Annotated in this window: 28 protein-coding genes; 12 read left to right on the forward strand and 16 right to left on the reverse strand. The window is 50.9% G+C overall.

Annotation, left to right across the window (positions count from 1 at the left end; genetic code table 11):
* The first annotated feature begins 241 nt into the window (after positions 1 to 241).
* From uvrA to ABJU74_RS11485, 3 genes are all read left to right on the forward strand, one after another.
* Positions 242 to 3,154 (forward strand): excinuclease ABC subunit UvrA, encoded by a 2,913-nt coding sequence (uvrA, locus tag ABJU74_RS11475; protein WP_348384350.1) that lies wholly within the window; start codon positions 242 to 244, stop codon positions 3,152 to 3,154.
* A gap of 78 nt (positions 3,155 to 3,232) precedes the next feature.
* Positions 3,233 to 3,616: a hypothetical protein gene (locus ABJU74_RS11480; protein WP_348384351.1), complete on the forward strand. Its 384-nt coding sequence runs from the start codon at positions 3,233 to 3,235 to the stop codon at positions 3,614 to 3,616.
* A 52-nt stretch (positions 3,617 to 3,668) separates the two neighbouring features.
* Positions 3,669 to 4,142 (forward strand): D-Ala-D-Ala carboxypeptidase family metallohydrolase, encoded by a 474-nt coding sequence (locus ABJU74_RS11485; protein ID WP_348384352.1) that lies wholly within the window; start codon positions 3,669 to 3,671, stop codon positions 4,140 to 4,142.
* A 27-nt stretch (positions 4,143 to 4,169) separates the two neighbouring features.
* On the opposite strand, the gene ABJU74_RS11490 is transcribed toward ABJU74_RS11485, so the two are convergent.
* The gene (locus ABJU74_RS11490; RefSeq protein WP_348384353.1) at positions 4,170 to 4,562 is read right to left on the reverse strand and encodes a DUF4345 domain-containing protein; all 393 of its coding nucleotides are present in this window, start codon (positions 4,560 to 4,562) and stop codon (positions 4,170 to 4,172) included.
* A gap of 117 nt (positions 4,563 to 4,679) precedes the next feature.
* Here ABJU74_RS11490 and ABJU74_RS11495 point away from each other — a divergent pair, with 117 nt between their 5' ends.
* The 3 genes from ABJU74_RS11495 (at position 4,680) to ABJU74_RS11505 (ending at position 6,946) form a co-directional block, all read left to right on the forward strand.
* Positions 4,680 to 5,039 (forward strand): DUF3592 domain-containing protein, encoded by a 360-nt coding sequence (locus ABJU74_RS11495; protein ID WP_348384562.1) that lies wholly within the window; start codon positions 4,680 to 4,682, stop codon positions 5,037 to 5,039.
* Between the two features lie 535 nt (positions 5,040 to 5,574).
* Positions 5,575 to 6,162, forward strand: a complete 588-nt coding sequence (locus ABJU74_RS11500) for a DUF1353 domain-containing protein (protein WP_348384354.1) — start codon at positions 5,575 to 5,577, stop codon at positions 6,160 to 6,162.
* Positions 6,163 to 6,730: 568 nt separating this feature from the next.
* On the forward strand, positions 6,731 to 6,946 hold the full coding sequence (locus ABJU74_RS11505; protein ID WP_348422572.1) for a hypothetical protein: 216 nt from the start codon (positions 6,731 to 6,733) through the stop codon (positions 6,944 to 6,946).
* 82 nt (positions 6,947 to 7,028) lie between these two features.
* Here ABJU74_RS11505 and ABJU74_RS11510 read toward each other — a convergent pair whose 3' ends face one another.
* From ABJU74_RS11510 to ABJU74_RS11530, 5 genes are all read right to left on the reverse strand, one after another.
* Positions 7,029 to 7,715, reverse strand: a complete 687-nt coding sequence (locus tag ABJU74_RS11510) for a DUF4197 domain-containing protein (RefSeq protein WP_348384356.1) — start codon at positions 7,713 to 7,715, stop codon at positions 7,029 to 7,031.
* 112 nt (positions 7,716 to 7,827) lie between these two features.
* Entirely contained in the window at positions 7,828 to 8,358 is a 531-nt protein-coding gene (locus tag ABJU74_RS11515) for a hypothetical protein (RefSeq protein ID WP_348384357.1), read from the reverse strand.
* Between the two features lie 63 nt (positions 8,359 to 8,421).
* Complete coding sequence (locus ABJU74_RS11520) at positions 8,422 to 9,213, reverse strand: SDR family oxidoreductase (protein WP_348384358.1); 792 nt, start codon at positions 9,211 to 9,213, stop codon at positions 8,422 to 8,424.
* A gap of 11 nt (positions 9,214 to 9,224) precedes the next feature.
* Positions 9,225 to 10,361 (reverse strand): acyl-CoA dehydrogenase family protein, encoded by a 1,137-nt coding sequence (locus ABJU74_RS11525; protein WP_348384359.1) that lies wholly within the window; start codon positions 10,359 to 10,361, stop codon positions 9,225 to 9,227.
* Between the two features lie 42 nt (positions 10,362 to 10,403).
* Positions 10,404 to 11,597: an acyl-CoA dehydrogenase family protein gene (locus tag ABJU74_RS11530; RefSeq protein ID WP_348384360.1), complete on the reverse strand. Its 1,194-nt coding sequence runs from the start codon at positions 11,595 to 11,597 to the stop codon at positions 10,404 to 10,406.
* Between the two features lie 221 nt (positions 11,598 to 11,818).
* Here ABJU74_RS11530 and ABJU74_RS11535 point away from each other — a divergent pair, with 221 nt between their 5' ends.
* The 6 genes from ABJU74_RS11535 (at position 11,819) to ABJU74_RS11560 (ending at position 18,506) form a co-directional block, all read left to right on the forward strand.
* The gene (locus ABJU74_RS11535; protein ID WP_348384361.1) at positions 11,819 to 12,655 is read left to right on the forward strand and encodes an SDR family NAD(P)-dependent oxidoreductase; all 837 of its coding nucleotides are present in this window, start codon (positions 11,819 to 11,821) and stop codon (positions 12,653 to 12,655) included.
* The gene (locus ABJU74_RS11540) at positions 12,652 to 14,082 is read left to right on the forward strand and encodes an MFS transporter (protein ID WP_348384362.1); all 1,431 of its coding nucleotides are present in this window, start codon (positions 12,652 to 12,654) and stop codon (positions 14,080 to 14,082) included. Before ABJU74_RS11535 ends, ABJU74_RS11540 begins: the two co-directional genes overlap by 4 nt.
* Before the next feature lie 111 nt (positions 14,083 to 14,193).
* Positions 14,194 to 15,495: an acyl-CoA dehydrogenase family protein gene (locus ABJU74_RS11545; RefSeq protein WP_348384363.1), complete on the forward strand. Its 1,302-nt coding sequence runs from the start codon at positions 14,194 to 14,196 to the stop codon at positions 15,493 to 15,495.
* A gap of 12 nt (positions 15,496 to 15,507) precedes the next feature.
* On the forward strand, positions 15,508 to 16,596 hold the full coding sequence (locus tag ABJU74_RS11550; protein WP_348384563.1) for a Zn-dependent alcohol dehydrogenase: 1,089 nt from the start codon (positions 15,508 to 15,510) through the stop codon (positions 16,594 to 16,596).
* Between the two features lie 30 nt (positions 16,597 to 16,626).
* Entirely contained in the window at positions 16,627 to 17,688 is a 1,062-nt protein-coding gene (locus tag ABJU74_RS11555) for a phosphotransferase family protein (protein ID WP_348384364.1), read from the forward strand.
* Between the two features lie 23 nt (positions 17,689 to 17,711).
* Complete coding sequence (locus tag ABJU74_RS11560) at positions 17,712 to 18,506, forward strand: SDR family oxidoreductase (RefSeq protein ID WP_348384365.1); 795 nt, start codon at positions 17,712 to 17,714, stop codon at positions 18,504 to 18,506.
* 3 nt (positions 18,507 to 18,509) lie between these two features.
* Here the strand turns inward: ABJU74_RS11560 and ABJU74_RS11565 are convergent, their stop codons facing one another.
* The 10 genes from ABJU74_RS11565 to tldD all read right to left on the reverse strand — a co-directional run bounded on the left by ABJU74_RS11565 (position 18,510) and on the right by tldD (position 26,261).
* On the reverse strand, positions 18,510 to 19,169 hold the full coding sequence (locus ABJU74_RS11565; protein ID WP_348384366.1) for a hypothetical protein: 660 nt from the start codon (positions 19,167 to 19,169) through the stop codon (positions 18,510 to 18,512).
* A 105-nt stretch (positions 19,170 to 19,274) separates the two neighbouring features.
* The gene (locus tag ABJU74_RS11570; protein ID WP_348384367.1) at positions 19,275 to 19,793 is read right to left on the reverse strand and encodes a hypothetical protein; all 519 of its coding nucleotides are present in this window, start codon (positions 19,791 to 19,793) and stop codon (positions 19,275 to 19,277) included.
* A gap of 417 nt (positions 19,794 to 20,210) precedes the next feature.
* Positions 20,211 to 21,545, reverse strand: a complete 1,335-nt coding sequence (gene amt, locus ABJU74_RS11575) for an ammonium transporter (RefSeq protein ID WP_348384368.1) — start codon at positions 21,543 to 21,545, stop codon at positions 20,211 to 20,213.
* 14 nt (positions 21,546 to 21,559) lie between these two features.
* Entirely contained in the window at positions 21,560 to 21,898 is a 339-nt protein-coding gene (locus tag ABJU74_RS11580; protein ID WP_348384369.1) for a P-II family nitrogen regulator, read from the reverse strand.
* A 138-nt stretch (positions 21,899 to 22,036) separates the two neighbouring features.
* The gene (locus ABJU74_RS11585) at positions 22,037 to 22,855 is read right to left on the reverse strand and encodes a patatin-like phospholipase family protein (protein ID WP_348384370.1); all 819 of its coding nucleotides are present in this window, start codon (positions 22,853 to 22,855) and stop codon (positions 22,037 to 22,039) included.
* A 10-nt stretch (positions 22,856 to 22,865) separates the two neighbouring features.
* A complete protein-coding gene (locus ABJU74_RS11590) occupies positions 22,866 to 23,078 on the reverse strand; it encodes a DUF2007 domain-containing protein (RefSeq protein WP_348384371.1) in 213 nt (70 codons plus the stop codon).
* Entirely contained in the window at positions 23,078 to 23,644 is a 567-nt protein-coding gene (locus tag ABJU74_RS11595; protein WP_348384372.1) for a pyridoxamine 5'-phosphate oxidase family protein, read from the reverse strand. The genes ABJU74_RS11590 and ABJU74_RS11595 overlap by 1 nt, the downstream gene beginning before the upstream one ends.
* Positions 23,645 to 23,659: 15 nt before the next feature.
* Positions 23,660 to 24,163 (reverse strand): CPBP family glutamic-type intramembrane protease, encoded by a 504-nt coding sequence (locus tag ABJU74_RS11600; RefSeq protein WP_348384373.1) that lies wholly within the window; start codon positions 24,161 to 24,163, stop codon positions 23,660 to 23,662.
* Positions 24,164 to 24,172: 9 nt separating this feature from the next.
* Positions 24,173 to 24,712, reverse strand: a complete 540-nt coding sequence (locus ABJU74_RS11605; RefSeq protein ID WP_348384374.1) for a DUF924 family protein — start codon at positions 24,710 to 24,712, stop codon at positions 24,173 to 24,175.
* A 118-nt stretch (positions 24,713 to 24,830) separates the two neighbouring features.
* Positions 24,831 to 26,261: a metalloprotease TldD gene (gene tldD / locus ABJU74_RS11610; RefSeq protein WP_348384375.1), complete on the reverse strand. Its 1,431-nt coding sequence runs from the start codon at positions 26,259 to 26,261 to the stop codon at positions 24,831 to 24,833.
* Positions 26,262 to 26,295 lie beyond the last annotated feature (34 nt).

Consider the following 26,295-nt stretch of genomic DNA (forward strand, 5'->3'; position numbering starts at 1 on the left):
AGCAAGGACAAAATCGTAAGCAGCAAAGCCCGTTACAACGGCGTGAAACAGAATAGCCGGAACCACCGCTATTGCCCACAATGGATCAGGAAACAAAAGCGACGCTAACATGTTACGGCGCAACAGGGATTGTTACATCTACAGCGCCGTGAATTTAATCTTGCCAAAAGAACATAGGTAGAACATAATATGCGCTCATGACCCGCTGGACTCTCTCCGGCATCTTAGGCAAAGCACGCATATGAGTCTTACCCACATTAAAGTCAAAGGCGCGAGAGAGCATAATCTCAAGGGCTTTGATATCGACCTTCCGCGCGACAAGTTGATCGTCATTACCGGCCTTTCCGGTAGTGGTAAGTCTAGTCTCGCCTTTGATACCATTTACGCTGAAGGGCAACGGCGTTACGTGGAATCGCTATCCGCTTATGCACGTCAATTTCTCGAGATGATGCAGAAACCGGACGTCGAGCATATTGAAGGCTTGTCACCGGCCATTTCGATCGAACAGAAAACGACATCGCGCAACCCGCGTTCCACTGTTGCTACGGTCACGGAAATTTATGACTATATGCGCTTGCTTTGGGCGCGCGCGGGTATTCCTTATTCGCCGACGACTGGGGAACCGATTACCGCCCAAACTGTAAGCCAGATGGTTGATCGGGTCATGACCTTGCCTGAAAAAACCCGATTCTATTTGCTTGCGCCTGTCGTTCGCGGCCGCAAAGGTGAATATCGCAAGGAATTGCTCGAATGGCAAAAAGCCGGATTCACACGGGTTCGGGTCGACGGTGAATTTTACGATATTGAAGAAACACCCAAGCTCGATAAGAAACTGAAACATGATATTGAAGTTGTCGTGGATCGGCTCGTCGTGCGCGCGGGCACTGACAGTAAAGAAGGCATGGAAACGAGGCTTGCCGACAGCTTCGAAACCGCCTTGCGTTTAGCCGATGGTCTGGCTTTTGTGGACCTGGCTGATGGCATTGTTCCGGGCCGCGACGAAGCCGCCGTAGGAACAAAAATGAAAGGCACAGGCTTACCGGATAATCGCATCGTATTCTCGGAGCGATTTGCTTGCCCGGTCAGTGGCTTTACGATTGAAGAAATTGCGCCGCGCCTATTTTCGTTTAACGCCCCGCAAGGGGCCTGCCCGGCCTGTGATGGATTGGGTGAAAAACTGCATTTTGACACCCAATTGGTCGTCCCCAATCCGGAGCTTTCGATCAAAAAAGGTGCTGTTGTACCATGGGCAAAATCCAACCCGCCAAGTCCCTACTATATGCAGGTCCTCGGGAGCTTGGCCAAACATTTTGAATTTTCACTCGATACCCCATGGCAGGATTTGTCGGAACATCATCGCGATATAATTCTTAACGGGACGCAAGGTCTGCCGGTCACCTTACGCTTTCAAGATGGCCGAAAGAGCTATGAGGTCAAGAAACCCTTTGAAGGCGTGGTCGGCAATCTGACACGCCGGATGCTGCAAACCGAAAGCGCATGGATGCGCGAAGAACTGGCTAAATTTCAAGCCGCTGCGCCATGTGAGGTTTGTCATGGTGCAAGATTGAAGCCCGAAGCTTTGGCCGTGAAAATTGCCGGTGAAGACATCAGCATTCCTACGCGCCGCAGTGTGGGGGATGCACTGGCTTTTTTCAATGGATTGGCGGATCAGCTCAACAAGACCCAGAAACAAATTGCCGAGCCGATTTTAAAGGAAATTATCGAACGATTGGGCTTTCTCAATAATGTGGGATTGGATTATCTCAATCTCGACCGGACCAGTGGCACTTTATCGGGTGGTGAAAGTCAGCGCATCCGTCTAGCGAGCCAAATAGGTTCAGGATTAAGTGGTGTTCTCTACGTTCTGGACGAACCCAGTATCGGCTTGCATCAACGCGACAATGATCGATTATTGACCACTTTGAAACGCCTTCGGGATCTCGGAAATACGGTAATTGTCGTAGAGCATGATGAAGATGCAATAAAAACAGCGGATTATGTTGTGGATATGGGGCCCGGTGCCGGCGTCCATGGCGGCGAAGTGGTTACGGCCGGTACGCTTAATCAAATTTTGAAATCGAAAAAGTCGCTAACATCAGCGTACCTAAATGGTTCACGGGAAATAGAAGTACCTGCACATCGCCGAAGCGGCAATGGCAAGAAACTGACAGTCCATGGTGCAATGGCCAATAATCTTCAAAATGTTACCGCTTCCATCCCTTTGGGCACATTTACTTGTGTAACCGGGCTTTCCGGTTCCGGTAAATCTTCACTGACTATCGATACGCTTTATGCTGCAGCAGCGCGGACGCTCAATGGCGCCCGTATGATTGCCGGCAAGCATGACAAAGTGTCAGGACTGCAATATTGTGACAAGGTTATCGATATTGATCAGTCCCCAATTGGCCGCACTCCACGATCAAATCCAGCCACATATACCGGGGCATTCACCAATATTCGGGATTGGTTTGCAGGGCTCCCCGAAGCCCAAGCACGGGGCTATAAACCGGGTCGTTTTAGCTTTAATGTCAAAGGCGGACGGTGTGAAGTGTGTCGCGGCGATGGGCTGATCAAAATAGAAATGCATTTTCTCCCCGATGTCTATGTGACCTGCGAAGAATGCGGCGGCAAACGCTATAATCGCGAAACACTTGAAGTGAAATTCAAAGGGAAATCCATTGCCGATATATTGGATATGACGGTTGAGGATGCGGTCAGCTTCTTTAAGGCCGTGCCGCCAATCCGCGACAAAATGGCAATGCTTTACGAAGTGGGTTTGGGTTATATCAAAGTGGGCCAGCAAGCCACGACCTTGTCCGGAGGCGAAGCCCAGCGTGTGAAACTGGCCAAAGAGCTTTCCAAGCGATCAACCGGGCAAACTTTATATATTCTCGACGAACCGACCACAGGTTTGCATTTTGAAGATGTGCGCAAATTGCTGCAAGTGCTTCACCAGCTAGTAGAGCAAGGCAATAGCGTTGTGGTCATTGAACATAATCTCGACGTTATCAAAACAGCCGATCATATTCTCGATCTTGGCCCTGAAGGCGGCGTGCGCGGCGGCAAGATTGTTGCAGAAGGCACACCAGAAGAAGTCTCAAAGGTAAAAGGCAGCTTTACCGGCGGCTATTTGAAAGACATGCTGGCGAAATAAAAAGAAGCAATGCATCTAATTGGATCTCATCTGCGTATCTCCTAGGAGCGCCAATCAAGGCGCTTTGAGGAGATTGTCATGATGAACAAATTTGTAGGCGCCGCTATATTATCAGTGAGTTTGGTGGCGCATGTTGCCCATGCCGGAACCAGTCAAAATTCCACCATAGCGCAAGGAAATGCTATATTACTGGGTGGGACGCAGCCGAGTGCGATTTATTTTGACGGTCAAAATCGGGGTGCTGTTCCGATCGAAATTTTGATCGAAAATGGAAACACACGCATGATCGTAAAATCAGTGGAACCGGGTCAAAGGTTCAATCAGCGGATACCAAAAAATCAATCTATGGTCTTGCGGAACACCTCCAAGACGGAGCGCGCCAGAGTGTATTGGCATGTCAGCGGCTATTCCAGTCGTGTGAATCTCCGCCGAGACTTAGCGGAGGAAACCTCTCGGGATTGAGAAACGCGATAGGACATCGCATAAGGGGGTGCGCAACCAGAAGGATCGGTTTATGAAGCTCAGCCCCCATTTTCATCTAAGCGAGTTTACCCAATCACAGACCGCAACCCGACTGATGCTCGACAATAATCCCGAGCCGGCCACTATTGCTGCATTGCGCTTGCTTTGTGAAAAAGTGCTTGAACCGGTCCGCGAAAATTACGGGCGTCCAGTTTTGATATCATCCGGCTATCGATCTCCCGAAGTTAACCGGGCGCTGCGCGGTTCGCGGAGCAGTCAGCACGTTAAAGGTGAAGCCGCAGATTTTGAAATCGCCGGCATCTCGAATTTACGCCTTTGCCAGTGGATGGAGAGACGGCTTAATTATGACCAACTGATCCTCGAATTTTACGAAACCGATATTCCCGATAGCGGCTGGGTCCATGTTTCCTATCGTGAGCCTTATCGCAATCAGGAATTGACCGCTCGGCGGGTGGTTCGCAATGGCCGCCGAACCACGGAATATCGCAATGGTATTATCGGTTAGCGATACCGCTGCAGCGCCGCATCACTATCAGGACTGAGCTTCAAGCAGCTTGGCTTGCCAAAACAGCAGGATCGGTGCGCCCAATTCCAAAATCATTCCGCCTATTTGCCACAAGGGTGGCTGTCCAACGCTGAGATAGGATATAACCCGCGCTATGCCTCCGATAAATATGGCCAGCACCGCCATCTGAAATAACGGAGCCCGCCCGACTATATCGCCGGCGCTATAAAAGAGCATGGCAGAAATACCGATGTAGATTCCAGATAAATAACGATATTGATTGTCCAGCGCGGTAATGTCGGGAAGACTGTAAAGCTCCGGTTCGGGTACGAGTCCGGCAGCGCCAGCCACGATACCCACAACGCCGAAATACAACGGAATAAGTCCAAAAATAATTGTCACAATCCGAAATACGGTCATCGCAAATATCCTCCTTTTGGCCATAAGCGCTCGCTGTTCAAAAGGCTCGGCGCAGCTCTTCTTAACAAGCCCAAAAAACAATGCTAGCCCCGCGCTATCGAAACTCTGTTACTCTGGATAGGACTGGCCGTAACCGGCACAGGATTGGCGCTAACGATACGTCAGGATTTACCTTTTCTGCGCAATCCCGTAAGGCGCGCCACTGCCAAAATTGTCCGCCATGACCGGCGCTCTGAAAAAGGGGCGACTTTGTACAAGCCCGTTTTCCTTTTTGCCGACGATAGCGGCACGTTACAGGAAGTTCGCGACAAGCTTTATACCCCCTTCCCGACACCGGTAATTGGCGAACGAGTGACGGTGATCTATCCACAAGGCCATCCCGCCACCGCCCGTATTCCATATCCGGTCTTTCGAGCTTTGCTTTATGGGGGCTTAGCCCTCGCCTTTTTCAGTATTGGCGTGGAACTTATCAGTTAAAAATTGGGAGTAACGGGGCATGAAAGCCTCGAGATAGTCTCCGAACAGCTTATTCCATGCCATGAGCAAGGGCGAGAGATTTTGTGTCAATTTCGAAGGACCTGGATCGACTGGAGACAAAAGAAGCCCGGCGACCGGGTCGCATGTGCCGCCGGACTTCCCCTATGTTTACGGCACCAAAGCTCAAAGCTTAATCAGCCGCAGCAATGTTCTTAGCCGGAATTGATGAAAATAATGTGATTGCGCTCACACAGAGCCTGGAAATTATACCAAATTTGGCTGATTTTCGATCCTTCCAAGAAGCCCAGTGGATGGGTCGCTTAATCCACCGGGCTTCCCGAGGATTACCCGTGGAGGGCTCCCAAAGGGAAGAACCACCTTCTCGAATAGAGAGAAGATGGTGCGATACCGCTGCCCCCCACAACCATGTGTGAATTAGCGGCATCACCTGATTGTGGTAGCAATGAATAAAAGGCCATGTTGTGATACGGATCACTGGCAGGAAAACCGGGCTTCAACCGAAAGGAACTGGGAAATGGCCCACTTTCGAGGACGACCGCGTTTTGAATGGGGCGAGGATGGCCGCATCATGACGTTGCTCAACCGCTTCGCTTTTGTTGATGATGCGGAAATTATTTGGGCAGTGCCTGCTCAAACACGGGTCAACGGAGCATCCATTCCCAAATTTGCCTGGCCCCTGATCGGTAGCCCGTTTGTCGGTCGTTACCGCAAGGCATCGGTGATTCATGATTGGTATTGCGATATTCGCACCCGCCATTGGAAAACCACGCACCGCATGTTTTATGAAGCCATGCGTTGTTCCAAAGTCAGTGCAGCGAAGGCGCGGATCATGTATGCAGCGGTCTATTATGCGGGGCCGCGATGGAACGATAGCCCCCGCTTTAACAGCGAATTGGCTATGCCTGTTTCAAAAGACCAATTTCATGTCGAGCAATTTACATCGGACACACAACCATCTGATGGTGATGACCTGGTGGTTTGGGAAAGGCGCGACAAAGACCCGATCGCCTTTACCGCTATGTGCGATAGATTTGCAGAAAATTGCTCTACACCGGCCGAAGTCGAAGCCATGATTGATGCGCAAATGGGGGCCACTGAATAACTAGGCAAAAAAATGGGAGCCGATCTCCGAACAAGTTCGGATTTCGGCTCCCACTGCGCCTGATCTGGGCTATTGTCCTCTTGCGATTTCAACATCCGCTTTTCTGGCGTCCGGTTTCCGGGCCAATATCGTTAGTGGCTGTCGGTTTTCCACATTTTCGCTTGCGCGATCCTGTTTCGGTTTCCAACCCGATATTGATCCAGTCACCCGATGATTGTTGTCCATCTGTTCAATTTCCGCTTGCGCTTCAACGTCACAGGTTTTTTCCAATCATCCATCAAAAGATCATTTTATCTTTCTTGCGAAAAACACGATGGTCGTTTCGATCATCTTTCAACTTTTATTCGTTCCTGCGGGTCATTGCTGACTGGTCGCTGGCACCGACTAAATGTCGTCCGATAAATTTATATGACATGGGTTTTCGAGTCGCTCCAAATGACTTGAGCATAGTTATCCACAGATTTTGATCTTTCTTGTGGAAAAGCAGTTATCGAATTGTGGACAAGCCCAAAAGCCATGTGCGGATCTGAAAAATGCGATTGGTCCGGCCTTTCTCATCGGAGGGGATATGGGGAAAGGGCCGGACCGTCGCGCCAGTCCCGTTGCCTTTCGGGAGGAAGAGCGGCAACGCGGACTGAAAGAGTTTTTCGTATCAAACCTGAACCGTCGACATCAGAATAATGCTGCTGACGGTCAGAGAAGCTACGATATTGAAAAGCGTTTTCATGGATTTTCTCCTGTTAACAAAAACGCCGATCAAACATCACTTTTCCTGTCTAACTGATGGTCACGAGATGAGCCTCAATCAGGTAAGTTTCAATTGAAAACGGAGATTGATCTATTGCATTATTTGCAACTGGGGCTGCTTAGAAAATGCCTTTAAGCAGTTTCTTCCCTTTTTTCAGTGGATTCTTGCGGAAGTTGGATTCTTCTGCACCAATATAGGAGAAAATCCCATCCATGGCTTGTTCGGTTACACTGTCAGTCAATCCATCGCGGGAAAGGTCCAGACCGCCAACACGGCTCAATGCAGAGAGCGATCCGAGCTGTTCCACCTGCTTATAAGCCCCCACTTCGATCAGTGCTTTTTCAACCAGGGGGCGGATTTTTATCGCCAATTCCTCACCAGATGTCTTGCGCAAATATTCGGTTCCGCCTGTGCCGCCGCCGGTGACAATGCCAACGCCATCGGTCAAGGTGAGATTATCAATTGCAGACCGGAATATTGGCTTGGCTTCAAGCGCCGCCAGCCCTGCTGCTTTATTGAGATCTTTGGTAATATCCTTGGTTAGACCAGCTTTGCTGGTGAAACGCAAAATTTTGGTCGCATTTTTCAATGGACCCGGGAGCAACACACGAACCGCTTTATCTGCATAGAAGGCGCCCGGCTGGGATAGTTTATCCAGCGCTCCATCGGAAGCATTGCCAAGCAGGCTCTTCACTCCTGTACTTTGGGCATAAGCGGGAGCCGAGAATATCGGGGCTGCCGACATGGGCGCGGCCAAAATAATTGCCGCGGCGCTTAACTTCAATTTCTTGCTGATATTTTTCATGATCCCACTCCTGTCTATTGTCCCTCAACAATAGCATATCAGATTGGCATCAAGCTGAACAGAATGACAAAGCCGTGTAAAAATTTGTCACCGTCATGCAGCAACGAAGCGCTTATTTTGGTTCAGAAAATTGCAATTTCCCAACTGTTTCGTCCGCCGATTTTTCGGTGAGCTCGAGAATGAACGGATCGCCATCATCGGTTTTACCCGACAGAATATTGCCATCTTTCTCAAAGATAAAATTCTGATCGGACATTTTCTCTTCATACCAACTGACCAAGGTGTCGAAACTGGTTGGCGCTTTGAAGCTCAAGCTGACTTTACCACCGTTGCCGTCATTATCTTCGACATTCAAGCCCGTCACTTTCGAACCAGGATAAAGCGACACATTATTCAAATCGAAATCATCACTGTCGAAGGACATTTTTGGCAAATCAATATCCATCGAGAATCCATCTGTTTTCAAGGAAAACTTACTGTCTTCTCCATCGCCGCTAATTTCAATATCTGCGGATTCTCCATCGGATTCTCCGTCGCTATTAAAGGAAATTGCGAACCCATCATCTTCGCTGGAATTGTCAGACCCAGAACAAGCCGATACCGCCATTGATGCCGCGGCCAGTCCGATAAGATATTTTTTCATCGCAAGAATCTCCATACTGTATTGCATCGATAATACAGTATGGAGCGATCAGGTCAAGGGGGCTTAGGGTTCGATAGTTGCGCCTGGATTGGCCGCATTGACCACACCGCCATCAACAATCAAAGTGGTGCCGACAACATAGTCCCCCGCGCTGCTCGACAAATAAATGGCAGCGGCGGCCATATCCTCAGGGCGACCAATACGTTTTGCAGGAATGCCTTTTTCGACGGCTTGTTCATGATCACGCGCGGCCTTGTTCATATTCGAAGCGAAGGCGCCGGGAGCGATACCTGACATGATAATATCATCGGCAATAAGTTTGGACGCCATTTTGCGAGTCAAATGGACCACCGCTGCTTTAGAAGCCTGATAGCTATACGTTTCCCATGGATTGACCTTGAATCCGTCAATGGAAGCAATGTTGACGACTTTGGCAGGACGCTCAAAGCGAGCCGCAGCTTTGAGCTGCGGATGCAAGGCTTGTGTCAGGAAAAACAACCCTTTCACATTCGTGTCCATCACTTTGTCCCAGCCGGATTCCGGGAAGCTGAGATATTCCTCTCCCCAGGCCACTCCGGCATTGTTGATCAGGATGTCGAGCTGCTCTTCCCGTGCAGCCAATTCCGCCGCCAGAGCCTGACAGCCGTCAACCGTGCTGACATCGCCGGGAATAGCGATACAATTTTCGCCCATTTCCGCCGCTGCTGCTGCACAGGCTTCGGCTTTGCGGCCGGAAATATAGACTTTTGCGCCTTGAGCCAAAAAGCCTTCCGAGATCATCCGTCCAATACCGCGATGGCCGCCAGTGACGAGTGCAATCCGGCCTTCGAGCGAGAATAACTTGTTAAAATCCATGATAGCGTTCCTTAATAACCGTGCATTTCGGCGACAAGATTGGTGTGATAATTGGTGTCACCCATAAACTCGGCCAAGGCCCGATCACGTTTCATGTATAGCCCAATATCATATTCATCAGTCATCCCGACACCGCCATGCATCTGAATACCTTCTTTGACGGACAATGTTGTTGCCTTGCCGGCTTTTGCTTTCGCAACTGAGACCATCATCGCCGCCTTATCGGACCCATCATCAAGCATTTGCTGTGCCTTCAGAACGGTGGCGCGGGCAATTTCCATTTCGCTGTACAAATGGGCAGCGCGATGCTGAAGCGCCTGAAAAGTCCCGATAATGGTATCAAACTGCTTGCGCTCCTTGATATAGTCGACGGTGATATCCATCGCCCCTGCCCCGACGCCGAGTGTCTCGGCCGCTGCACCGGCGCGACCGGCATTGAGCATCCGCTGTAAAACCGCTCCGCCTTCATCAACTTCACCGATTACAGCATCGGCATCGACGACCACACCGTCAAATTCGACATGGGCCGCCACAGCGCTGTCGACCAGGCGCACATTGTCTCGGGACAGACCGCTGGTTTCAGTATCAACCGCAAACAAGGTCAATCCTTTGTCATCCCTGGCGCTTCCACTGGTCCGCGCGGCGACGATTAAAGTATCAGCAGATCCGCCTTGCACAACAAATTGCTTCTTGCCATCGAGCTTGAAGCCATTGCCTTCTCGGCTGGCAGCCATGGCGATTTGATCGGGTCGGTGCTTTGCCCCTTCGTCAATAGCCAGCGCCAAAACACTGTCGCCCGACAAAATGCCTGGGAAATATTTCTCTCGCAACGCCTTGCCCCCCGCGTTGAGCGCCTCAACACCGGCTACCGCGGTGGCCAAAAAGGGAGATGGGGTCAAATTGCGACCAATTTCTTCCAGAACAACTCCCGCTTCGGTGTGTCCGAGGCCTAAACCGCCTTCCTCTTCGGAAACTAAAATGCCGGTAAAGCCCATTTCCGCAAATTGCTTCCATAGCGCATGGGAAAATCCATCTTTGCAATTTTTATCGCGAAATTCACGGAAATGGTCGACATTGCCTTCGCCTTTCATAAAATCGGCGGCGCTGTCCTGCAGCATTTTTTGGTCGTCATTCAAGTAAAGCGGCATCGCTTTTATCCTTCTAATATAGTTGTTTAACTGTCTAAGCGCTTAGGAGCTTGGCAATTGCAATATCTGTTTAGAAACGACGTTCAGCATCACTTCGCTGGTTCCGCCTTCAATACTATTCGCTTTGGTGCGCAGCCAGCCTCGAGCGGTCAGCCCTCCATTGGAAGCATCGCTCTCCCATTCGAGAACTTCGCTGCCACCAGCAGACATAATCAGTTCATGACGGCGCTTGTTGATCTCTGTGCCGGCATATTTCATCATATTTGGCTGTGCGGGATGGCAAAGATTGGCCTTGAAAGTATCGCCAAAACGCTCCGCCATTGCGCGGAAAGCCAAGACATCAATATCCATATCCGCCATTTGCGCCCGGAGCATCGGATCATCTAGGCGGCCCATTTCGTCGCGGCCATATTGATCAGCAAATTTTGATCCCAGTGAGGTTGCCCCCGATGACCCATCACCGGAAATCATGCTGCGTTCGTGACCCAGCAGATATTTGGCAACATCCCAGCCGCGATTCACTTCGCCAACGACGGACGAAATGCCATCACCATAAGATTTCGGCACTTCAACATCGGCGAAAAACGTCTCGCAAAATGCTGATTGACCCGAAATCAAAACGATCGGCTTGGTCTCAACACCTTTTGTTGTCATATCAAATAGCATAAAGCTGATCCCTTTATGCTTGGTCGTTTTGTCTGTCCGCGTCAGGCAAAATATCCAATCAGCTTTGTCCGCATAGCTGGTCCAGATTTTTTGACCATTGATCAAATAATGATCGCCTTTGTCCTCTGCAGAGGTTTGCAACGATGCCAGGTCTGAACCCGATCCGGGTTCAGAATAGCCTTGGCACCAACGCACTTCTCCGCGTGCAATCGGCGGCAAGAAATGCAGCTTTTGCTCTTCGGTTCCGAAATGCAACAGAGCAGGCCCCAACATCCAAATACCGAAGCTGGACAAGGGTGAACGAATTTTCATTCGTCCCATTTCTTGCAATAGTATTTTTGTTTCAGCCCGAGAGAGGCCGCCGCCGCCATATTCTTTCGGCCAATCAGGAACAGTCCAACCTTTGGCGGCCATTTTGTCCATCCATTCCTTTTGCCCGGGCTTGAATGTAGGATTTTTCCCACCCCAGCAAATGTCGCTTTCGTCAACCATTGGTTGCCGCATTTCCGGCGGACAATTGGCTTCCAACCACGCAGCTGTTTCTGCGCGAAAACTTTCAAGATCGGACATGATGAGGATTCCTTTAATTGCTCAGTTAACGCCTGACTATCATAGGAATGCCCCACGGTTCAATGACCCGAGCGCCCAAAGGAACAAAAAAAAATGACCGGCAGACACATTACGCGGATTCCGTAGGGGCATTTGGTAACCACGCGAGAATCGATTGACGGTCAATTCGCGCAGCGCCTATGCTCCAAAGAAAAACAACCCCGAATACAGGAGCCCAAGCAATGCGATTTGAAGGCAAAACCGTTGTCATAACGGGCGGATCATCCGGGATAGGCAGAGGAACGGTGGATTTGTTTCTGCGCGAAGGTGCTGCTGTTGTCATGGGTGATATCGATTCTGCAGAAGGCACATCCATGATGGCATCGCTCGGGGATGCTTTTCATTTCAAACAAACCGATGTGACCCAGGAAAATGAAATCACCGCATTGATGGATTTTGCGGCTGAGCAAACAGGCGGCATTGATATCGTGTTCAACAATGCAGGCGCTGGCGGACCGCGTGATGCAATAGATGAGATTAGCGGAGATGACTGGGATTTCGCGATGGCATTGCTACTCAAATCTGTCGCGATGGGAATTCGTCACGCCGCGCCCCATATGAAGAAGCGCGGCGGGGGTGCGATTATCAACACCGCCTCAGTTTGCGCCTTTCAAGCAGGATTTGGTCCGGTTGCCTATTCGACGGCAAAAGCTGGCGTATTGCATCTCACCAAATTGGCAGCGGCTGAACTTGCGCAATATAAAATTCGCGTAAACGCCATTTGCCCAGGCTTCATTCAGACAAATATTTTTGCGACCACATTGGGAGCCAATGACGCGGAGAAAAATCAGATTAACACGGCTCTGGGACAAGTTGCCGCGGGTGTTCAACCGGTAGCGCGCCCTGGTGTCCCCAATGACATTGCCGAAACAGTTGCCTATTTCGCTTCGGAAGCGGCTGGTTTTGTAACCGGCACCCATTTGCTGGTCGATGGCGGCTTGCTGGTTGGCAGCCAAGCCAGTTGGGATCCGGAAATGCCCGGAATGCTCGATGCGCTCCTGCCAGAGTCTATGAAATGAGCGGTGTTGCCGAGGCGCTGCCCACGCGAATCAAACTGCTTTATGGCTCGGGATCCATTGCCTATGGGATTAAAGATAATGGCTTCGCAACCTTTCTGCTATTTTACTATGAACAAGTCGTCGGTCTCAGCGCAGATCTGGTGGGCTTGGCGATAGCATTAGCCCTTATCGCAGATGCCTTTATTGACCCTGCCGTTGGCCAATTAAGCGACAGAACACGCACAAAAATTGGCCGTAGACATCCCTGGCTATATGGCGCTGCGCTGCCCATTGTTATCGCTTGGATCTTTTTGTGGCATCCGCCGGATGCGAGTCCCACGGTAATTTTCTTCTATCTATTTGGTGTCGCAATGGCAGTGCGAATGGCGTTCTCCGCCTTTGAAGTCCCGGCTTTGGCATTGCTTCCAGAATTGAGCCGAGACTATCATGACCGCACCAGTATCATGCGGTTCCGTTTCCTGTTTGGCTGGGCTAGCGGCCTGTCTATCATGTTCTTGGCTTATGCGATTTTCTTGGTGCCTAGCGACACTTATCCGGTGGGATTATTGAACAAGGATGGCTACCAAAATTATGCCATTTTGGGCGCGGTCATTATGTTAGCGGCTGTCCTGCTCTCCGCCATTGGAACGCACAAACGGGTGGTTGGTGACTATAAGAAACGCAAAGACCATCCGCCCACGGCAGAGACAATGGGCCAAATAATGGAAACATTCCGCTATCGCCCGTTTTTGCTGCTCATGCTTGCCGGCGTCTTTGCTTTCACAAACCAATGGTTGGTTTTTGCTTTGTCGCCTTATTTGTTCACCCATGTCTGGGAATTTCGTCAACCCGATTTCACCGCCTATTCGCTCACTCTTTTTGTCGCAGCAGTGACGGCGTTTCTGGTGGTCACGCCCATTTCGGTCCGTCTCGGCAAAGCCAAAGCGGCATCCTATCTGACGCTTGCCGCCCTGTTTATTGGGACCGCTCCTTATTGGTTACGCATGATCGATATCTTCCCGGCTCCCGGCGACCCCAAAATGCTACCGATCCTCTTTACACTGCTCGTTATTGCGACAGCGTCGAGCATATCTGCGATGATATTGACCATGTCGATGATTGCCGATGTTACCGATCAGCATGAATTTGATACTGGTCAGAAAAGCGAAGGCTTGTTCTCATCCGGCATGTTTTTCATGCAAAAGGTCGTCAATGGCATTGGTATTTTGCTGGCCAGCCAGATCATATCGATTATCCAAATGCCAAAAAACGCAACGCCCGGTTCGGTAGACCCAACGATCGTCGATAATTTGGCGCTGATTTATGTGTTGCTCGCCACGGTAATCGCCTTGATTGGTGCATGGGCTTACACCAAATTTCCGCTCGGCGAAAAAGATCACCAAAACCGGCTGGCAAAAGCACAACCCATTGGCTCCTCTTCAGAATAGTCTGCCGAAAAAATCTGTAGAACCAATTACGTTTCCCTGTGGCAAAGCCGTGACGGCTCTGATAAGTTAATCGCATAGTTAAATTGAACCACTTTCAAAAAGGACAGAAGCATGGATTTCGATCTCACCGAAAAGCAGGAATATTGGCGCAATCAGGTCCGCGAGCATATTGAGAATCACGTCCGTCCGCGCGTGGCAGACTATGCCGCTGAAGACGCGTCCGGTGATCGGTGGAAAGTTCTTCAAGTGGTGGAAGAAGAAAAAGCCAAGGCGAAGGAAAAAGGAATCTGGAACCTGTTCATGCCACCTGCCAATCCTAATCTGACGCATATTGATGATGTTTTCGAATTTGAAGGTCCGGGCCTGACAAATTTGGAATATGCTCTTTGTGCCGAAGAAATGGGCCGTGTGGGCTTTTCGTCCGAAGTCTTTAACTGTTCCGCGCCTGATACGGGCAATATGGAAGTGTTCCATCGCTATGGCACGCTGGAACAAAAAGAGCAGTATTTGCGGCCTTTGATGAATGGTGAAATTCGGTCTGCATTTTTGATGACCGAACCCGCTGTGGCCTCTTCCGATGCGACCAATATTGAAACCGCTATTGTTCGCGATGGCGATGAATATGTAATCAATGGCCGGAAATGGTGGTCGTCCGGTTTGGGTGATCCACGGTGTAAGATCGCGATCGTCATGGGCAAGACCACCTTTGAAGGCAGCCGCTATACACAGCAATCACAAATTCTGATGCCGACAGATGCACCGGGCGTGAATATTGTTCGGCATTTGCCGGTCTTTGGATATGACGATGCCCCGCACGGCCATATGGAAGTGGAAATGAAAGATGTCCGCGTTCCGGCATCGAACATCATTCTGGGCGAAGGTCGCGGCTTTGAAATTGCACAGGGTCGTTTGGGGCCTGGCCGCATTCATCACTGCATGCGGACCATCGGTGTCGCGGAGGAAGCGTTGGAAAAAATGGTCAAACGCCTGCAATCCCGTATCGCCTTTGGCAAACGTATTGCTGAGCATAGCGTTTGGGACGAACGTGTTGCGCGTGCGCGGATCGACATTGATATGAGCCGGTTGCTGTGTCTGAAAGCGGCCGATATGATGGACAAAGTCGGGAACAAATATGCCAAAGCCGAAATCGCTATGATCAAGGTTCAAGCACCGACAATGGCGCTGAAAATTATTGACGATGCCATTCAAGCCCATGGCGGCGGCGGAGTCAGCAATGACTTTGGATTGGCCAGTGCCTATGCCCATCAACGGACGTTGCGTCTGGCCGATGGCCCCGATGAAGTCCACAATCGTACCATCGCCAAAATGGAATATGGCAAATATGCCGAAACCGCAGATGGCAGCAAGATGAAGGATCAAATCTCATCCGGCGATCTCGGCGCGACGCGCTAAAGAAAGGACCGGATCATGAAGGCAGCAGTTCTGGTTGAAGCGGGCCAACCGCTCCAAATCGAAGATGTCATAATCTCCAATCCAGGACCGCATGAAGTGCTGATCCGAACGGCCGCCTGCGGGCTTTGCCACTCGGATCTGCATTTCATTGATGGCAGCTACCCACATCCCCTGCCCGCCATACCCGGGCATGAGGCTGCTGGTATTGTTGAAGCCGTGGGCAGCGAAGTGCGTACGGTTGCCGTTGGTGATGCTGTTATTTCGTGCTTGTCCGCCTTTTGCGGCCATTGTGAATTTTGTGTCTCGGGCCGCATGTCTTTATGTCTTGGTGCTGATACCCGGCGCGGCGAAGGACAGGATCCGCGTATCACGCGCCCGGATGGGTCCACCGTGGCGCAAATGCTCAATTTGTCGGCCTTTGCTGAGCAAATGCTGATCCATGAGCATGCCTGTGTGAAAATCGATCCCGAAATGCCCTTGGACCGGGCCGCCGTAATTGGCTGTGCGGTTACGACAGGGGCAGGCACAATATTCAACGCGTGCAATGTGACACCTGGTGAAACGGTTGCCGTCGTGGGTTGCGGCGGCGTCGGTTTGGCAACAATTAATGCCGCGAAAATTGCGGGAGCCGGGCGTATAATCGCCGCTGACCCGGTACCCGAAAAACGCGAATTGGCGATGAAGCTTGGCGCGACGGATACGGTTGATGCCATGGCCGAAGACGCAGCGGGTCAAATTGTCGAAATTACGAAAGGCGGAGTGGACCATGCCATTGAGGCAGTTGGTCGTCCGGCGTCTGGTGATCTTGCCGTCGGCTCTCTCAAACGTGGAGGAACAGCCACAATATTAGGCATGATGCCGCTCGACCACAAAGTCGGACTTGGCGCCATGGATTTGCTGTCCGGTAAGAAGCTTCAAGGCGTCTTAATGGGCGCAACCCGATTCACAGTTGATATTCCCCGCCTCGTCGATTTCTATCTTCGTGGTCTTTTGGATCTCGATAGTATCGTGGCTGAAACCATTGCGCTTGAAGATATTAACGACGGTTTTGAAAAAATGAAAAAAGGTGATGCCGCGCGCTCGGTCATCACTTTCGCTTAGTTGACAATAGAATAGGAAGAAGGACCTTCCATGAATCCACAAGAAGACATGACCGGCACCATGGCAGTGCCCGACAAAGATAAATTAGACGAAGAGAGCCTGGCGGCTTGGATGGAAGCCAATGTCGAAGGCTTCACCGGGCCGATGAACATATCAAAATTCAAAGGTGGTCAATCCAATCCCACCTATAAAATTGAAACGACCGGAACAGACTATGTTCTGCGCAAAAAGCCGTTTGGCAAATTGCTCCCTTCGGCCCATGCGGTCGATCGCGAGTTTCGAGTCATTGCAGGGCTTCATCCCACCGGTTTCCCTGTCGCGAAACCTTATGGCCTGTGCGATGATGACGATGTTATCGGTACCATGTTCTATGTCATGGGCATGGCGGATGGTAGAACCCTTTGGGACGGGACATTGCCGGGGCTAGAGCCAGAAGAGCGGCGCGCGATTTATCACGAAATGATCGATACGCTCGCGTCTCTGCACAGTTTTGATCCGGCAAAATTGGGTCTAGAAAAACATGGCAAACCCGGCAATTATTGTGAGCGCCAGATTTCGCGCTGGACCCAGCAATATAAGTTGTCAGAAATTGATGTGATCCCGGAAATGGATCAATTGATTGAATGGCTCAACAAAACCATTCCCGAGCAGAAAAGCTTTGGCATCGTCCATGGCGACTATCGCCTGGATAACATGATTTTTGCTCATGATGCGCCTAAGGTCATTGCGGTTTTGGATTGGGAATTGTCCACTTTGGGTGATCCAATTGCTGATTTTGCTTATTGGCTCATGGCTTATGAAATGGAACCGGAAGGCCGCAGTGGGCTTAAGGGAGTAGACCTCGAACCTTTGGGCATTCCTTCGCGTGAAGAAGCCATTGCCCGCTATTGTGAAAAAGCTGGCATTGAAGATCTTCCCCCCATGGACTGGTATCTGGCTTATAATCTGTTTCGGATCGCTGCTATTTTGCAGGGTATCCAAAAGCGTGTAGTGGATGGGACAGCCAATAGCGCAGCAGCAGCGGAAATGTCGGACCGCGTAACCCCATTGGCACAAGCCGGTTGGGAAGCTGCAAAACGCGCAGGCGCATAAACCATAGCGACAGGAGCAAGACCATGGCCGATCTGAAAGACAAAGTAGCGATTGTCACCGGAGCCGGAAGCGGCATAGGGCGCGCTTCTGCCCTATTATTTGCCGAACATGGCGCCAAGGTGATTGTCAGTGATGTCACGGACGCGGTTGAAGACACTGCGAAAGGTTCCAACGGAGACATAATTGCGATCAAGGCGGATGCGGGATCTGAAGGCGATATTGAAATGCTGGTGGACGCAGCCGAGCAGAAATTTGGCGATCTCCATGTGTTTTTCGCCAATGCCGGAATTGGTGGCGGATTTGAGGGCATTTTTGATAGCAGTGTTGCTGAATGGCAAGAAGTCTTGCGGGTCAATCTGATTGGGCCTTTTCTCGCCGCCAAATATGCTGGAAAAGTCATTGCTGAAAGTGGACATGGCGGTTCGATCATTTGCACAGCCAGCGTCGCCGGTATCCGCTCCGGTGCCGGAGGACCCGCTTATTCGGCATCAAAAGCCGGTGTTATAAATCTGGTTAAAGTTGCGGCCCAGCAATTTGCTACCGCTAATGTCCGATGCAACGCAATTTGCCCAGGCATTACTGAAACTGGCATGACGCAATTTATTTATGATAAGGCCCGCGAAAAGGGGAAAGAGGACCGTCTAGGTTATCTCAATCCATTGCGCCGCGGCGCTAATCCCATCGAAATGGCTGAAGTGGCGCTATTCTTGGCGTCAGATCGATCGTCTTATGTGAATGGCCAAGCCATTGCAGTGGACGGAGGGCTAAGCGCTTCCCATCCCGTCACACGACAAGAATTTGGTCGAACGGCGGTCTAACGGCTAATTGGCCAAAGCAAGATTGCCAGTCCCCAATTGCACAAAATCAACGCGGCCGTCAGTGGCTCCGCACAAGAAATTGCTTTGTTTGCTGCCGGTCAAGCCGCCTTCGACCCGCCAACCATTGCCGTCTCGTGCGACGGATTGAATTTCAGATACTCGTGCGTCATTGCCAGCTTGGCGTTCGGCTGCGTTCGAACAGGCATTAATCGCCACGTCCATGGCGCCCGTGCCTCGATCGCTACGACTGTCAGAACGCCGATCATCATAGCGGCTATTATTTTGCCGATTGTCATAACGCCGGTCGTTGCGGTAGTCCCGATCATCGGCTCTCCGGTTGCGATTATTTTTCGAGGCCGCACTAGCAATGGCAGCGATACCGCCAATGATAAGCACGCCCGCCAAGACATCTCCAGCATCAACTCGGTTGCGATGGCGGCGATAGCCGCGCCCATAACCATAGCCGCGATACCCACGATAACCGCGATGACTCCGCCATCCTTCGGCTTTGTCGCTTTCGCTCGTCCAACCAAGACTGTCTATATCAATGGTCGCTGCCGCGGCCGGTGCTGATTGAATCGGCGCAGCCATAGCCGGTGTAAATCCGCTGAAGACCAAAGCCGTCGAAGCGACAATTGCTGAAAATTTCTTTTGAAAACGCATAGCTATACCCCTGTTACTCGCAGATTCTGTGCCCCAAAACCTGACTATCCCCTATATATAGATGGTCCAGCCTGTCACCAGGCTGAACCAATTTATGTTATAATTTTACCGTCGGTTACCCAAATTCTTCAAGCGAACTTGCGACACCCGGCGCCCATCGACATAGCAAGTAAACTTGCCGCGATCATATCCGCCGCGATAGCCACGATAACCGTCGTTCACGACCAACCGGCCTTTGATCTTATAGCCGTAGCGGGTTCGCTCGACATCACGGATCTGGGTGACATCTGCACGGCCATAATAGCTGGCTTTGCGTTCCGTCGCCCGAACACATTTTTTTACAGCCCGGCGGGAATTAATCCGCTTGCCATAGCGGCGATTATTATAGCGATTATCATTGTCCCGATAACTGCGGTCATTGCGATAGCCATTGCTATAAGCATAGCGGTCTTTTTTGCCCGAACTTGCAATTGCTGCAATAGCGCCGATCACGGCTGCTCCGGCAATCACTTCGCCTGCACTAATGCCATCCCGATCATAGTTTTTCGCCATGGCAGGCGTTGCTGAAACGGCCATCGCAGTTGCGGCAGCGGTTCCGATCATTGCTGTTTTAAGAGTGTTCATCTCCACTTTCCTTTCACAAACTACTCGAGAACCATTTTCCGAGCTTGTGACACTCTTATAGCGGCTAGCATTTGAGCAGAGACTGAACCCTGTTGTCAGCAGTTGTTAATATTAAACGCTATTATTATGAATAGTATAATCGTTATTTATCAGGTTTTTAACCCGTATAGGTCATATTTTTTGTGATTTTGACGGAAATTATATCTCTATCTGGTGCCGCAATTTCGCTAGTCCACTGGGCGATGGCTGGGCATCCAACCAATATAAAAGTCAGCGCAGTCAGGGTTCGTACGTTTTAAACAAAAAAAGGGCCGGGGTGTAATCACACCACCGGCCATAAAGTTGTTGTTCTCAGGAGGAACAAATTGAGGTGCCGACCTCAGAATTATGGGAGGAGAAAGGCCGGCACCAAACGGGTTATCCTTTGGCAAATTCTGGATAGGCTTCGACACCGACTTCAGCGATATCCATACCCAGTCGCTCATCTTCTTCAGATGGGCGGACACCAATGGTATATTTCAAAATGAGCCACACTATCGCGCTAAGGACGAAGGTGAAGGCGCCGATGGCAACCACACCCAAAGCCTGCACGCCCAATTGTTGGCCGACGCTCAGTGCGACACCGTCAACTTCTGATTGCGTGTTCCAAGCAACGATCAACGTACCCCAAATCCCGGCAAATAGATGGACTGGGATAGCGCCGACAACATCATCAATTTTAAACTTGTCGAGCAGCGGCACTGCAAACACTACAATCAGGCCGCCAACACTACCGATGAAGATTGACGCGGGGACTGAAGGAGTCAGCGGTTCTGCTGTAATTGACACCAGACCAGCCAGTGCACCGTTCAGCGCCATGGTCACATCGATCTTCTTATAGAGGATCTGCGTCAAAATAATGGCTGTCACCACACCGCCGGCTGCAGCCATGTTAGTGTTGACGAAGATTTTGGATACGTCACTGACATCGCCAATCGTACCCATAGCCAATTGCGACGCGCCGTTAAATCCGAACCAACCCAACCACAGGATAAACGTACCCAATGTTGCGAGAGGGATGTTCGAACCAGGCATTACAGTCAGCTTGCCATTGACATAACGTCCCAGCCGAGGGCCGATAATCAAAGCACCGGCCAATGCTGCCCAGCCGCCTACAGAGTGAACCAGGGTCGAACCGGCAAAATCACTAAAGCCGCGTTGGTCGAGCCAACCTGTGCCCCATTCCCAGCTACCCGTGATGGGATAGAGAAAACCGGTCAAAATGGCGACAAAGATCATGAAAGGCCAAAATTTAACGCGCTCGGCGATCGTACCCGACACGATTGATGCGGTCGTGGCACAAAATACCATTTGGAAAAACCAGTCAGATGCCACGCTATAGCCGGTTTCAACATCAGCCTCGCCTACGGCTTGCATGCCATAAGGACCAAATGTACCAATCCAGCTCGCCACATCTGTATACATGAGATTGTAGCCCGTGACCCAAAACATGATTCCGGCGAGAGAATATAAACTAATATTCTTCAAACATTGCATCGAAACATTTTTGGAGCGAACCAGTCCGGCTTCAAGCATAGCAAAGCCAGCCGCCATCCACATGACCAAAAAACCGCCGATCAAGAACAATAAGGTGTTAAATATATACGCAACATTGGCGCTCGGATCAGCAACTTCAGCTGCTTCCTGCGCCAGAGCAGGCGAAGCCATTCCCATGGCCACCAATCCTGCTGAAATTATCAGTGTTTTCTTCATTATAAAATTCCCCGTTAAATCGCGGTATCGCCGGTTTCACCGGTCCGAATACGAACAGCTTCCTCAAGACCCATGACAAAGATTTTGCCATCGCCAATCGATTCTGTGCCCGCTGTGTTTTGAATGGCTTCAACGGCCTGAGCCGCCAATTCGGCACTACACGCGATTTCCAATTTCACCTTTGGAACCATGTTGGTGGTATATTCAGCGCCACGATAGACTTCCGTCTGGCCCTTTTGCCGCCCGAAGCCCTTGACTTCGGTAACGGTCATTCCCGCGACACCGATTTCCATCAGTGCATCGCGCACATCATCCAATTTGAACGGCTTAATTATGGCTATGATAAATTTCATTATGCCCCCTTTTCTATTCGGAGCATACTTCGCAAAGGGCGTGCCAGATTCTTAAGCCTCTGGATTCAAAGGATAATAGCCTCTGCTATTTGTAAAGAAAGTGTAAATTTTGGGCAGTCATCAACAAATGCCTAAATTTTAGGCAGAGTCTTTTTCCATTTTTTCCAAAATGTCTGGAATTATGGCAGCGGTCTCTTTGTGACCGATTTCGATCAATTCATCCGCCTTGGTGAAATTTTGCATATCGATATGGCCAACCGGTGGAGACAGCGCGAAATCCGGGGGATCAAGGGCCAAAGAATAGCGCCCCAAATTGCGCAAGGATAAGCCAACAGAGGCTTTCACAATGGCAATACTATTGGGATATTTCCCATCCTGACGACTAATCCCGGCCATTTCGACACGATTGATGAAATCATCCTGCAGGTTAACCGACAAACACAGCGCGTCCGGCGCCATTTCTCGAGCTGGAGAGACTGGCACCGGCAAGGCCGCACCGCCATCTACGAGCAGCCGGCCGTCATATTCAACGGGTTTAAAAATACCGGGCAAGGACATGGATGCGCGGATCGCAGGCACAAGTTTTCCGCTGTTCATGATGATAGTGTCGCCGGTTCTCAAATCCGCAGCAACCGCTGCGACCGGGATTGAAAGATCAGCAAAATTCATATTGCCAAGCTGCTCTTCCAATTCTTTTTCAATTGTCCGGGCGCCCATCACGGCACCGCGCTTAAAATGCGGATCCATAAACCGGATTAAGGTTCGCAAATTGGCGGTACGGGCGGTTTCTTCGAGATAATCCAGCTTGCCGGCGGCAAAGCTTGCGCCGGCTATGGCGCCAATAGACGTACCAGAAATGGCAGCTATCTCGATCGGAGATTCTTCCAATGCCCGCAAGACCCCAATATGAGTCCAGCCCAAACCTGCGCCCCCGCCCAGTGCCAGAGACAGCTTCACCACGCTTTCCTCATAACGACACATCTTCCGCCATAATCGCTTTGGCTTCATCAAAATCTTCAGCCAATACCATCACGCGCGCTGGCAATGCGATGCCTGCCCCTTCAACAATATTCACGCCGCTGTCAAAACAGACCGCACCAACGCCAGCGCTTTCCAGGCGCCCTCGAACAATTTCAGCTTCATAGCCGTGCATGTGGCGGGAGAGTTCAACCAAGCTCATCAGTCGTTTTCACCGCCGCTCATATATCGATCAGTGACCCGGGTTGGCAGACCATCAATACTCTGTGATCGACCGGCAGTTTTCTCCATCCATTGTTCTGGATCGGCTTGCCGGTGATATTTCTTTAAAGTTTCCCGTTCAGATTTCAGTTCCATTTGCGGAACGCCCCAACCGCAGCTTGTCTGCACATTGTCCACAGCAATATCAAAAATCTGGCGCGTGCCTGGCAATATCTCGAAATGAGCAGCCAGCTCGTCCCAACCATTATCCTGCGGTAATACCGGTTTACCGGTGCCATATAATCGCATGATCAGCGCCGGACTGGCAAAATTGTTGAACATGATCGTTAATCGTCCATCGGCGATTAAGTGGGCGTGCGTTTCGTTGCCGGAGCCGGCAAGGTCAAGATAGGCCACTCGCTTGGGGCCCAGCACCCGAAAGACATCATAGCCTTTCGGCGACAGATTAATCCGTGCATCAGGAGCCGCAGTTGCTACGAAAAATACCGGCTGCTTTGCGATAAACGCCGTGTGATCATCGTTCAGTGCATCGAAAAATTCAGCCATGGTGCGATTTCCTATTCAATAGAAAGGTCCTCCTAACAGAGATTTCCACATCAGAACAGCAAACCAATGTATCAAAATCACGGGCCATAGTGATCGGGAAACGATGCGAATGTGCGACAATATGATTCCCATAATCAACGTCGCGATCCAGAATGTCGGGTTCAGAAACATTTCGGCCCAGGGCGGCCCAATGGTTAGCGCCTGCAACGGATGCCAGGCGACAAACAGCAATGTCGACAGCCACGCCCCCCAGCGCGGAGTTAGCCGTGTAAGCCACGACAATAGCAAGCCGCGGAACAGTAATTCTTCAAGCAACGCAGGAACGAAAAACAGGAATGCGGCAATCACCAACAGGGTCGTGATGTCAGTGACAGGGCTCCACTCGAGCCAACCCGCCAGTAACCCCAAGGCGGCAACCATTGCCAAAGCAGGGATGGTCAAACGGAGGGCCGCCATCCACTGTTTTGTATCGGGCCATGTTTTCAAGGCGTTGAAGGTTTGTTGAAAAACTATCTTCACAGAGAAACTCTACCAACCAAAACCTTGGTCGATCGCGATTTGCTCCTCGGGACGAGTTTCCCGGCCGAGCACAGCATTGCGATGCGGAAAACGGCCATATTGGGCGATGACATCGCGATGCGCCTTTGCATATTTGATGTTATCCTCGACACCGAGCGCAGTAAACAATCCAAGCGAGCGCGTCTGATCCTCCAGATCCTCGCTATGCATGAATGGCATATAGATGAACATGCGCTGCTCTTCGGTCAATTTCTGATCCAGTTCTCGGTCAACCGCTTTCTTGGCGATCTGCAATGCCAAATGATCGGTTGAGAAAGCTTCTGCAGAGCCCCGGAACATGTTCCGTGGAAACTGATCGAATAGAATGATCGCTGCCAACGCTTGGTCCCGAGAAGTCAAAAAATCGTCTGCAACTTTCGTTTTTTGCTCTTCCCAAACTTCTTGAAAGCGCTCGATGATCTGCTCGTCTATATCAGCTTTCGAGCCGAACCAATCTTGGGGGCTGATTGTATCGAACCAAAATCTGAGGATTTCTTTGACCCAGGTCATGATGATGTCACCGGTTTAGGGCCATCATGTGGGAATTGAACCATCATCCAAAATTGCAATAGTTTGCTAAACCGTTCCGCGCCCTGATTCAAATTCAAGGAGACGAGCGCCCCCTTTGTCAAGCAGCCGTGCCTCCGACGGTCAGGCCATCCACCAGCAACGTGGGCTGACCGACACCGGCTGGCACGGACTGCCCGCCTTTGCCGCACACGCCGATGCCTTCGTCTAGCGCCATATCATTTCCGATACCGGTCACCTTGGTCAACGCGGTCGGACCATCACCGATCAGCGTAGCGCCCTTAATCGGAGCGCCCAGCTTGCCGTTTTCAATCTTGTAAGCCTCGGTGCAGGAGAAGACGAACTTGCCGGAGACAATATCCACCTGCCCGCCGCCAAAGCTTTTCGCATAGATACCGTTTTTAACGCGGCTCATCAGTTCGTCGGGATCATCCTTGCCGCCGCGCATGAAAGTATTGGTCATTCTGGGCATTGGTGCATGCGCATAGCTTTCGCGGCGACCATTGCCGGTTGCGGGAACGCCCATTAGCCGGGCGTTTAGCCGGTCCTGCATGTAGCATTTCAATATGCCATCCTCGATCAAGACATTTTCCTGAGTCGGCGTGCCTTCATCGTCAATGCTCAGAGAACCGCGCCGTTCGTTGATCGAACCGTCGTCAACCACGGTCACACCCGGCGCGGCAACCCGTTCTCCAATCCGTCCGGAAAAAGCGCTCGTGCCTTTGCGATTAAAATCCCCTTCCAAGCCATGACCAATGGCTTCGTGCAAGATAATACCTGGCCAACCTGGGCCCAAAAGAACAGTCTGCTCTCCAGCCGGCGCATCGACGCTTTCCAAATTAATCAAAGCCTGATTCAGAGCTTCATCAATCGCTCGATTCCAGCGTTTTTCTTCAAAAAGCTGGTCGTATAAATATCGACCACCCATACCAAAACTGCCGGTTTCTCGTCCTCCGTTATGTTCCGCTACAATCGAGACATTAAGACGGACCAGGGGCCGCACATCGGTGGCAACAAACCCGTCAGGTCGAACAATTTCGACAACGCTCCAGCTTCCCGATAGCCCGACCGAAACCTGCGCAACTCTAGGATCGCGCGCCCTTGCGGCCGAATCAATTTCCTGACAAAGCGCGACTTTTTTCGAAAATGGGATGGTTTCCAGCGGATTGGCATCACCATAAAGATGTTGATTGGATCCGCGCGGTGGAGGGGCGGCCTCTCCTTTTGCCGGGTCAAGCAGTTGCAGCGTTTGTGCCGCCCGCTTGATCGCCGCTTCGCTAATCTCATTGCTGTGCGAAAAACCGGTCATTTCGCCCGACACACCGCGCAAGCCAAAGCCGCTATCGGTGCTGTAGTCGGCAGTTTTCAAGCGACCATCATCAAAGCCAAAGCTTTCGACTGCGCTATACTGCAAATAAAGTTCGCCATCATCACAAGCCGATAGACTGCCTGAAACAAGAGATTTTGCTCGTTCAGGGTCTAGTCCATCGGGACGATAAAGAAAGGAGCGAGCATCGATATTTTTCATCATATCTATCATATAGAAACGAAATCGGAGCTGCGCA

Origin of the sequence: Parasphingorhabdus sp. (assembly GCF_039982415.1) — a bacterium.
GTDB lineage: Bacteria > Pseudomonadota > Alphaproteobacteria > Sphingomonadales > Sphingomonadaceae > Parasphingorhabdus.

Excerpts from the sequence above, each read along its gene's own strand:
- uvrA (WP_348384350.1), top strand. The coding sequence starts at position 242 with ATGAGTCTTACCCACATTAAAGTCAAAGGCGCGAGAGAGCATAATCTC.
- ABJU74_RS11480 (WP_348384351.1), top strand. The coding sequence starts at position 3,233 with ATGATGAACAAATTTGTAGGCGCCGCTATATTATCAGTGAGTTTGGTG.
- ABJU74_RS11485 (WP_348384352.1), top strand. The coding sequence starts at position 3,669 with ATGAAGCTCAGCCCCCATTTTCATCTAAGCGAGTTTACCCAATCACAG.
- ABJU74_RS11490 (WP_348384353.1), bottom strand. The coding sequence starts at position 4,562 with ATGACCGTATTTCGGATTGTGACAATTATTTTTGGACTTATTCCGTTG.
- ABJU74_RS11500 (WP_348384354.1), top strand. The coding sequence starts at position 5,575 with ATGGCCCACTTTCGAGGACGACCGCGTTTTGAATGGGGCGAGGATGGC.
- ABJU74_RS11505 (WP_348422572.1), top strand. The coding sequence starts at position 6,731 with ATGGGGAAAGGGCCGGACCGTCGCGCCAGTCCCGTTGCCTTTCGGGAG.
- ABJU74_RS11510 (WP_348384356.1), bottom strand. The coding sequence starts at position 7,715 with ATGAAAAATATCAGCAAGAAATTGAAGTTAAGCGCCGCGGCAATTATT.
- ABJU74_RS11515 (WP_348384357.1), bottom strand. The coding sequence starts at position 8,358 with ATGAAAAAATATCTTATCGGACTGGCCGCGGCATCAATGGCGGTATCG.
- ABJU74_RS11520 (WP_348384358.1), bottom strand. The coding sequence starts at position 9,213 with ATGGATTTTAACAAGTTATTCTCGCTCGAAGGCCGGATTGCACTCGTC.
- ABJU74_RS11525 (WP_348384359.1), bottom strand. The coding sequence starts at position 10,361 with ATGCCGCTTTACTTGAATGACGACCAAAAAATGCTGCAGGACAGCGCC.
- ABJU74_RS11530 (WP_348384360.1), bottom strand. The coding sequence starts at position 11,597 with ATGTCCGATCTTGAAAGTTTTCGCGCAGAAACAGCTGCGTGGTTGGAA.
- ABJU74_RS11535 (WP_348384361.1), top strand. The coding sequence starts at position 11,819 with ATGCGATTTGAAGGCAAAACCGTTGTCATAACGGGCGGATCATCCGGG.
- ABJU74_RS11540 (WP_348384362.1), top strand. The coding sequence starts at position 12,652 with ATGAGCGGTGTTGCCGAGGCGCTGCCCACGCGAATCAAACTGCTTTAT.
- ABJU74_RS11545 (WP_348384363.1), top strand. The coding sequence starts at position 14,194 with ATGGATTTCGATCTCACCGAAAAGCAGGAATATTGGCGCAATCAGGTC.
- ABJU74_RS11555 (WP_348384364.1), top strand. The coding sequence starts at position 16,627 with ATGAATCCACAAGAAGACATGACCGGCACCATGGCAGTGCCCGACAAA.
- ABJU74_RS11560 (WP_348384365.1), top strand. The coding sequence starts at position 17,712 with ATGGCCGATCTGAAAGACAAAGTAGCGATTGTCACCGGAGCCGGAAGC.
- ABJU74_RS11565 (WP_348384366.1), bottom strand. The coding sequence starts at position 19,169 with ATGCGTTTTCAAAAGAAATTTTCAGCAATTGTCGCTTCGACGGCTTTG.
- ABJU74_RS11570 (WP_348384367.1), bottom strand. The coding sequence starts at position 19,793 with ATGAACACTCTTAAAACAGCAATGATCGGAACCGCTGCCGCAACTGCG.
- amt (WP_348384368.1), bottom strand. The coding sequence starts at position 21,545 with ATGAAGAAAACACTGATAATTTCAGCAGGATTGGTGGCCATGGGAATG.
- ABJU74_RS11580 (WP_348384369.1), bottom strand. The coding sequence starts at position 21,898 with ATGAAATTTATCATAGCCATAATTAAGCCGTTCAAATTGGATGATGTG.
- ABJU74_RS11590 (WP_348384371.1), bottom strand. The coding sequence starts at position 23,078 with ATGAGCTTGGTTGAACTCTCCCGCCACATGCACGGCTATGAAGCTGAA.
- ABJU74_RS11595 (WP_348384372.1), bottom strand. The coding sequence starts at position 23,644 with ATGGCTGAATTTTTCGATGCACTGAACGATGATCACACGGCGTTTATC.
- ABJU74_RS11605 (WP_348384374.1), bottom strand. The coding sequence starts at position 24,712 with ATGACCTGGGTCAAAGAAATCCTCAGATTTTGGTTCGATACAATCAGC.
- tldD (WP_348384375.1), bottom strand. The coding sequence starts at position 26,261 with ATGATGAAAAATATCGATGCTCGCTCCTTTCTTTATCGTCCCGATGGA.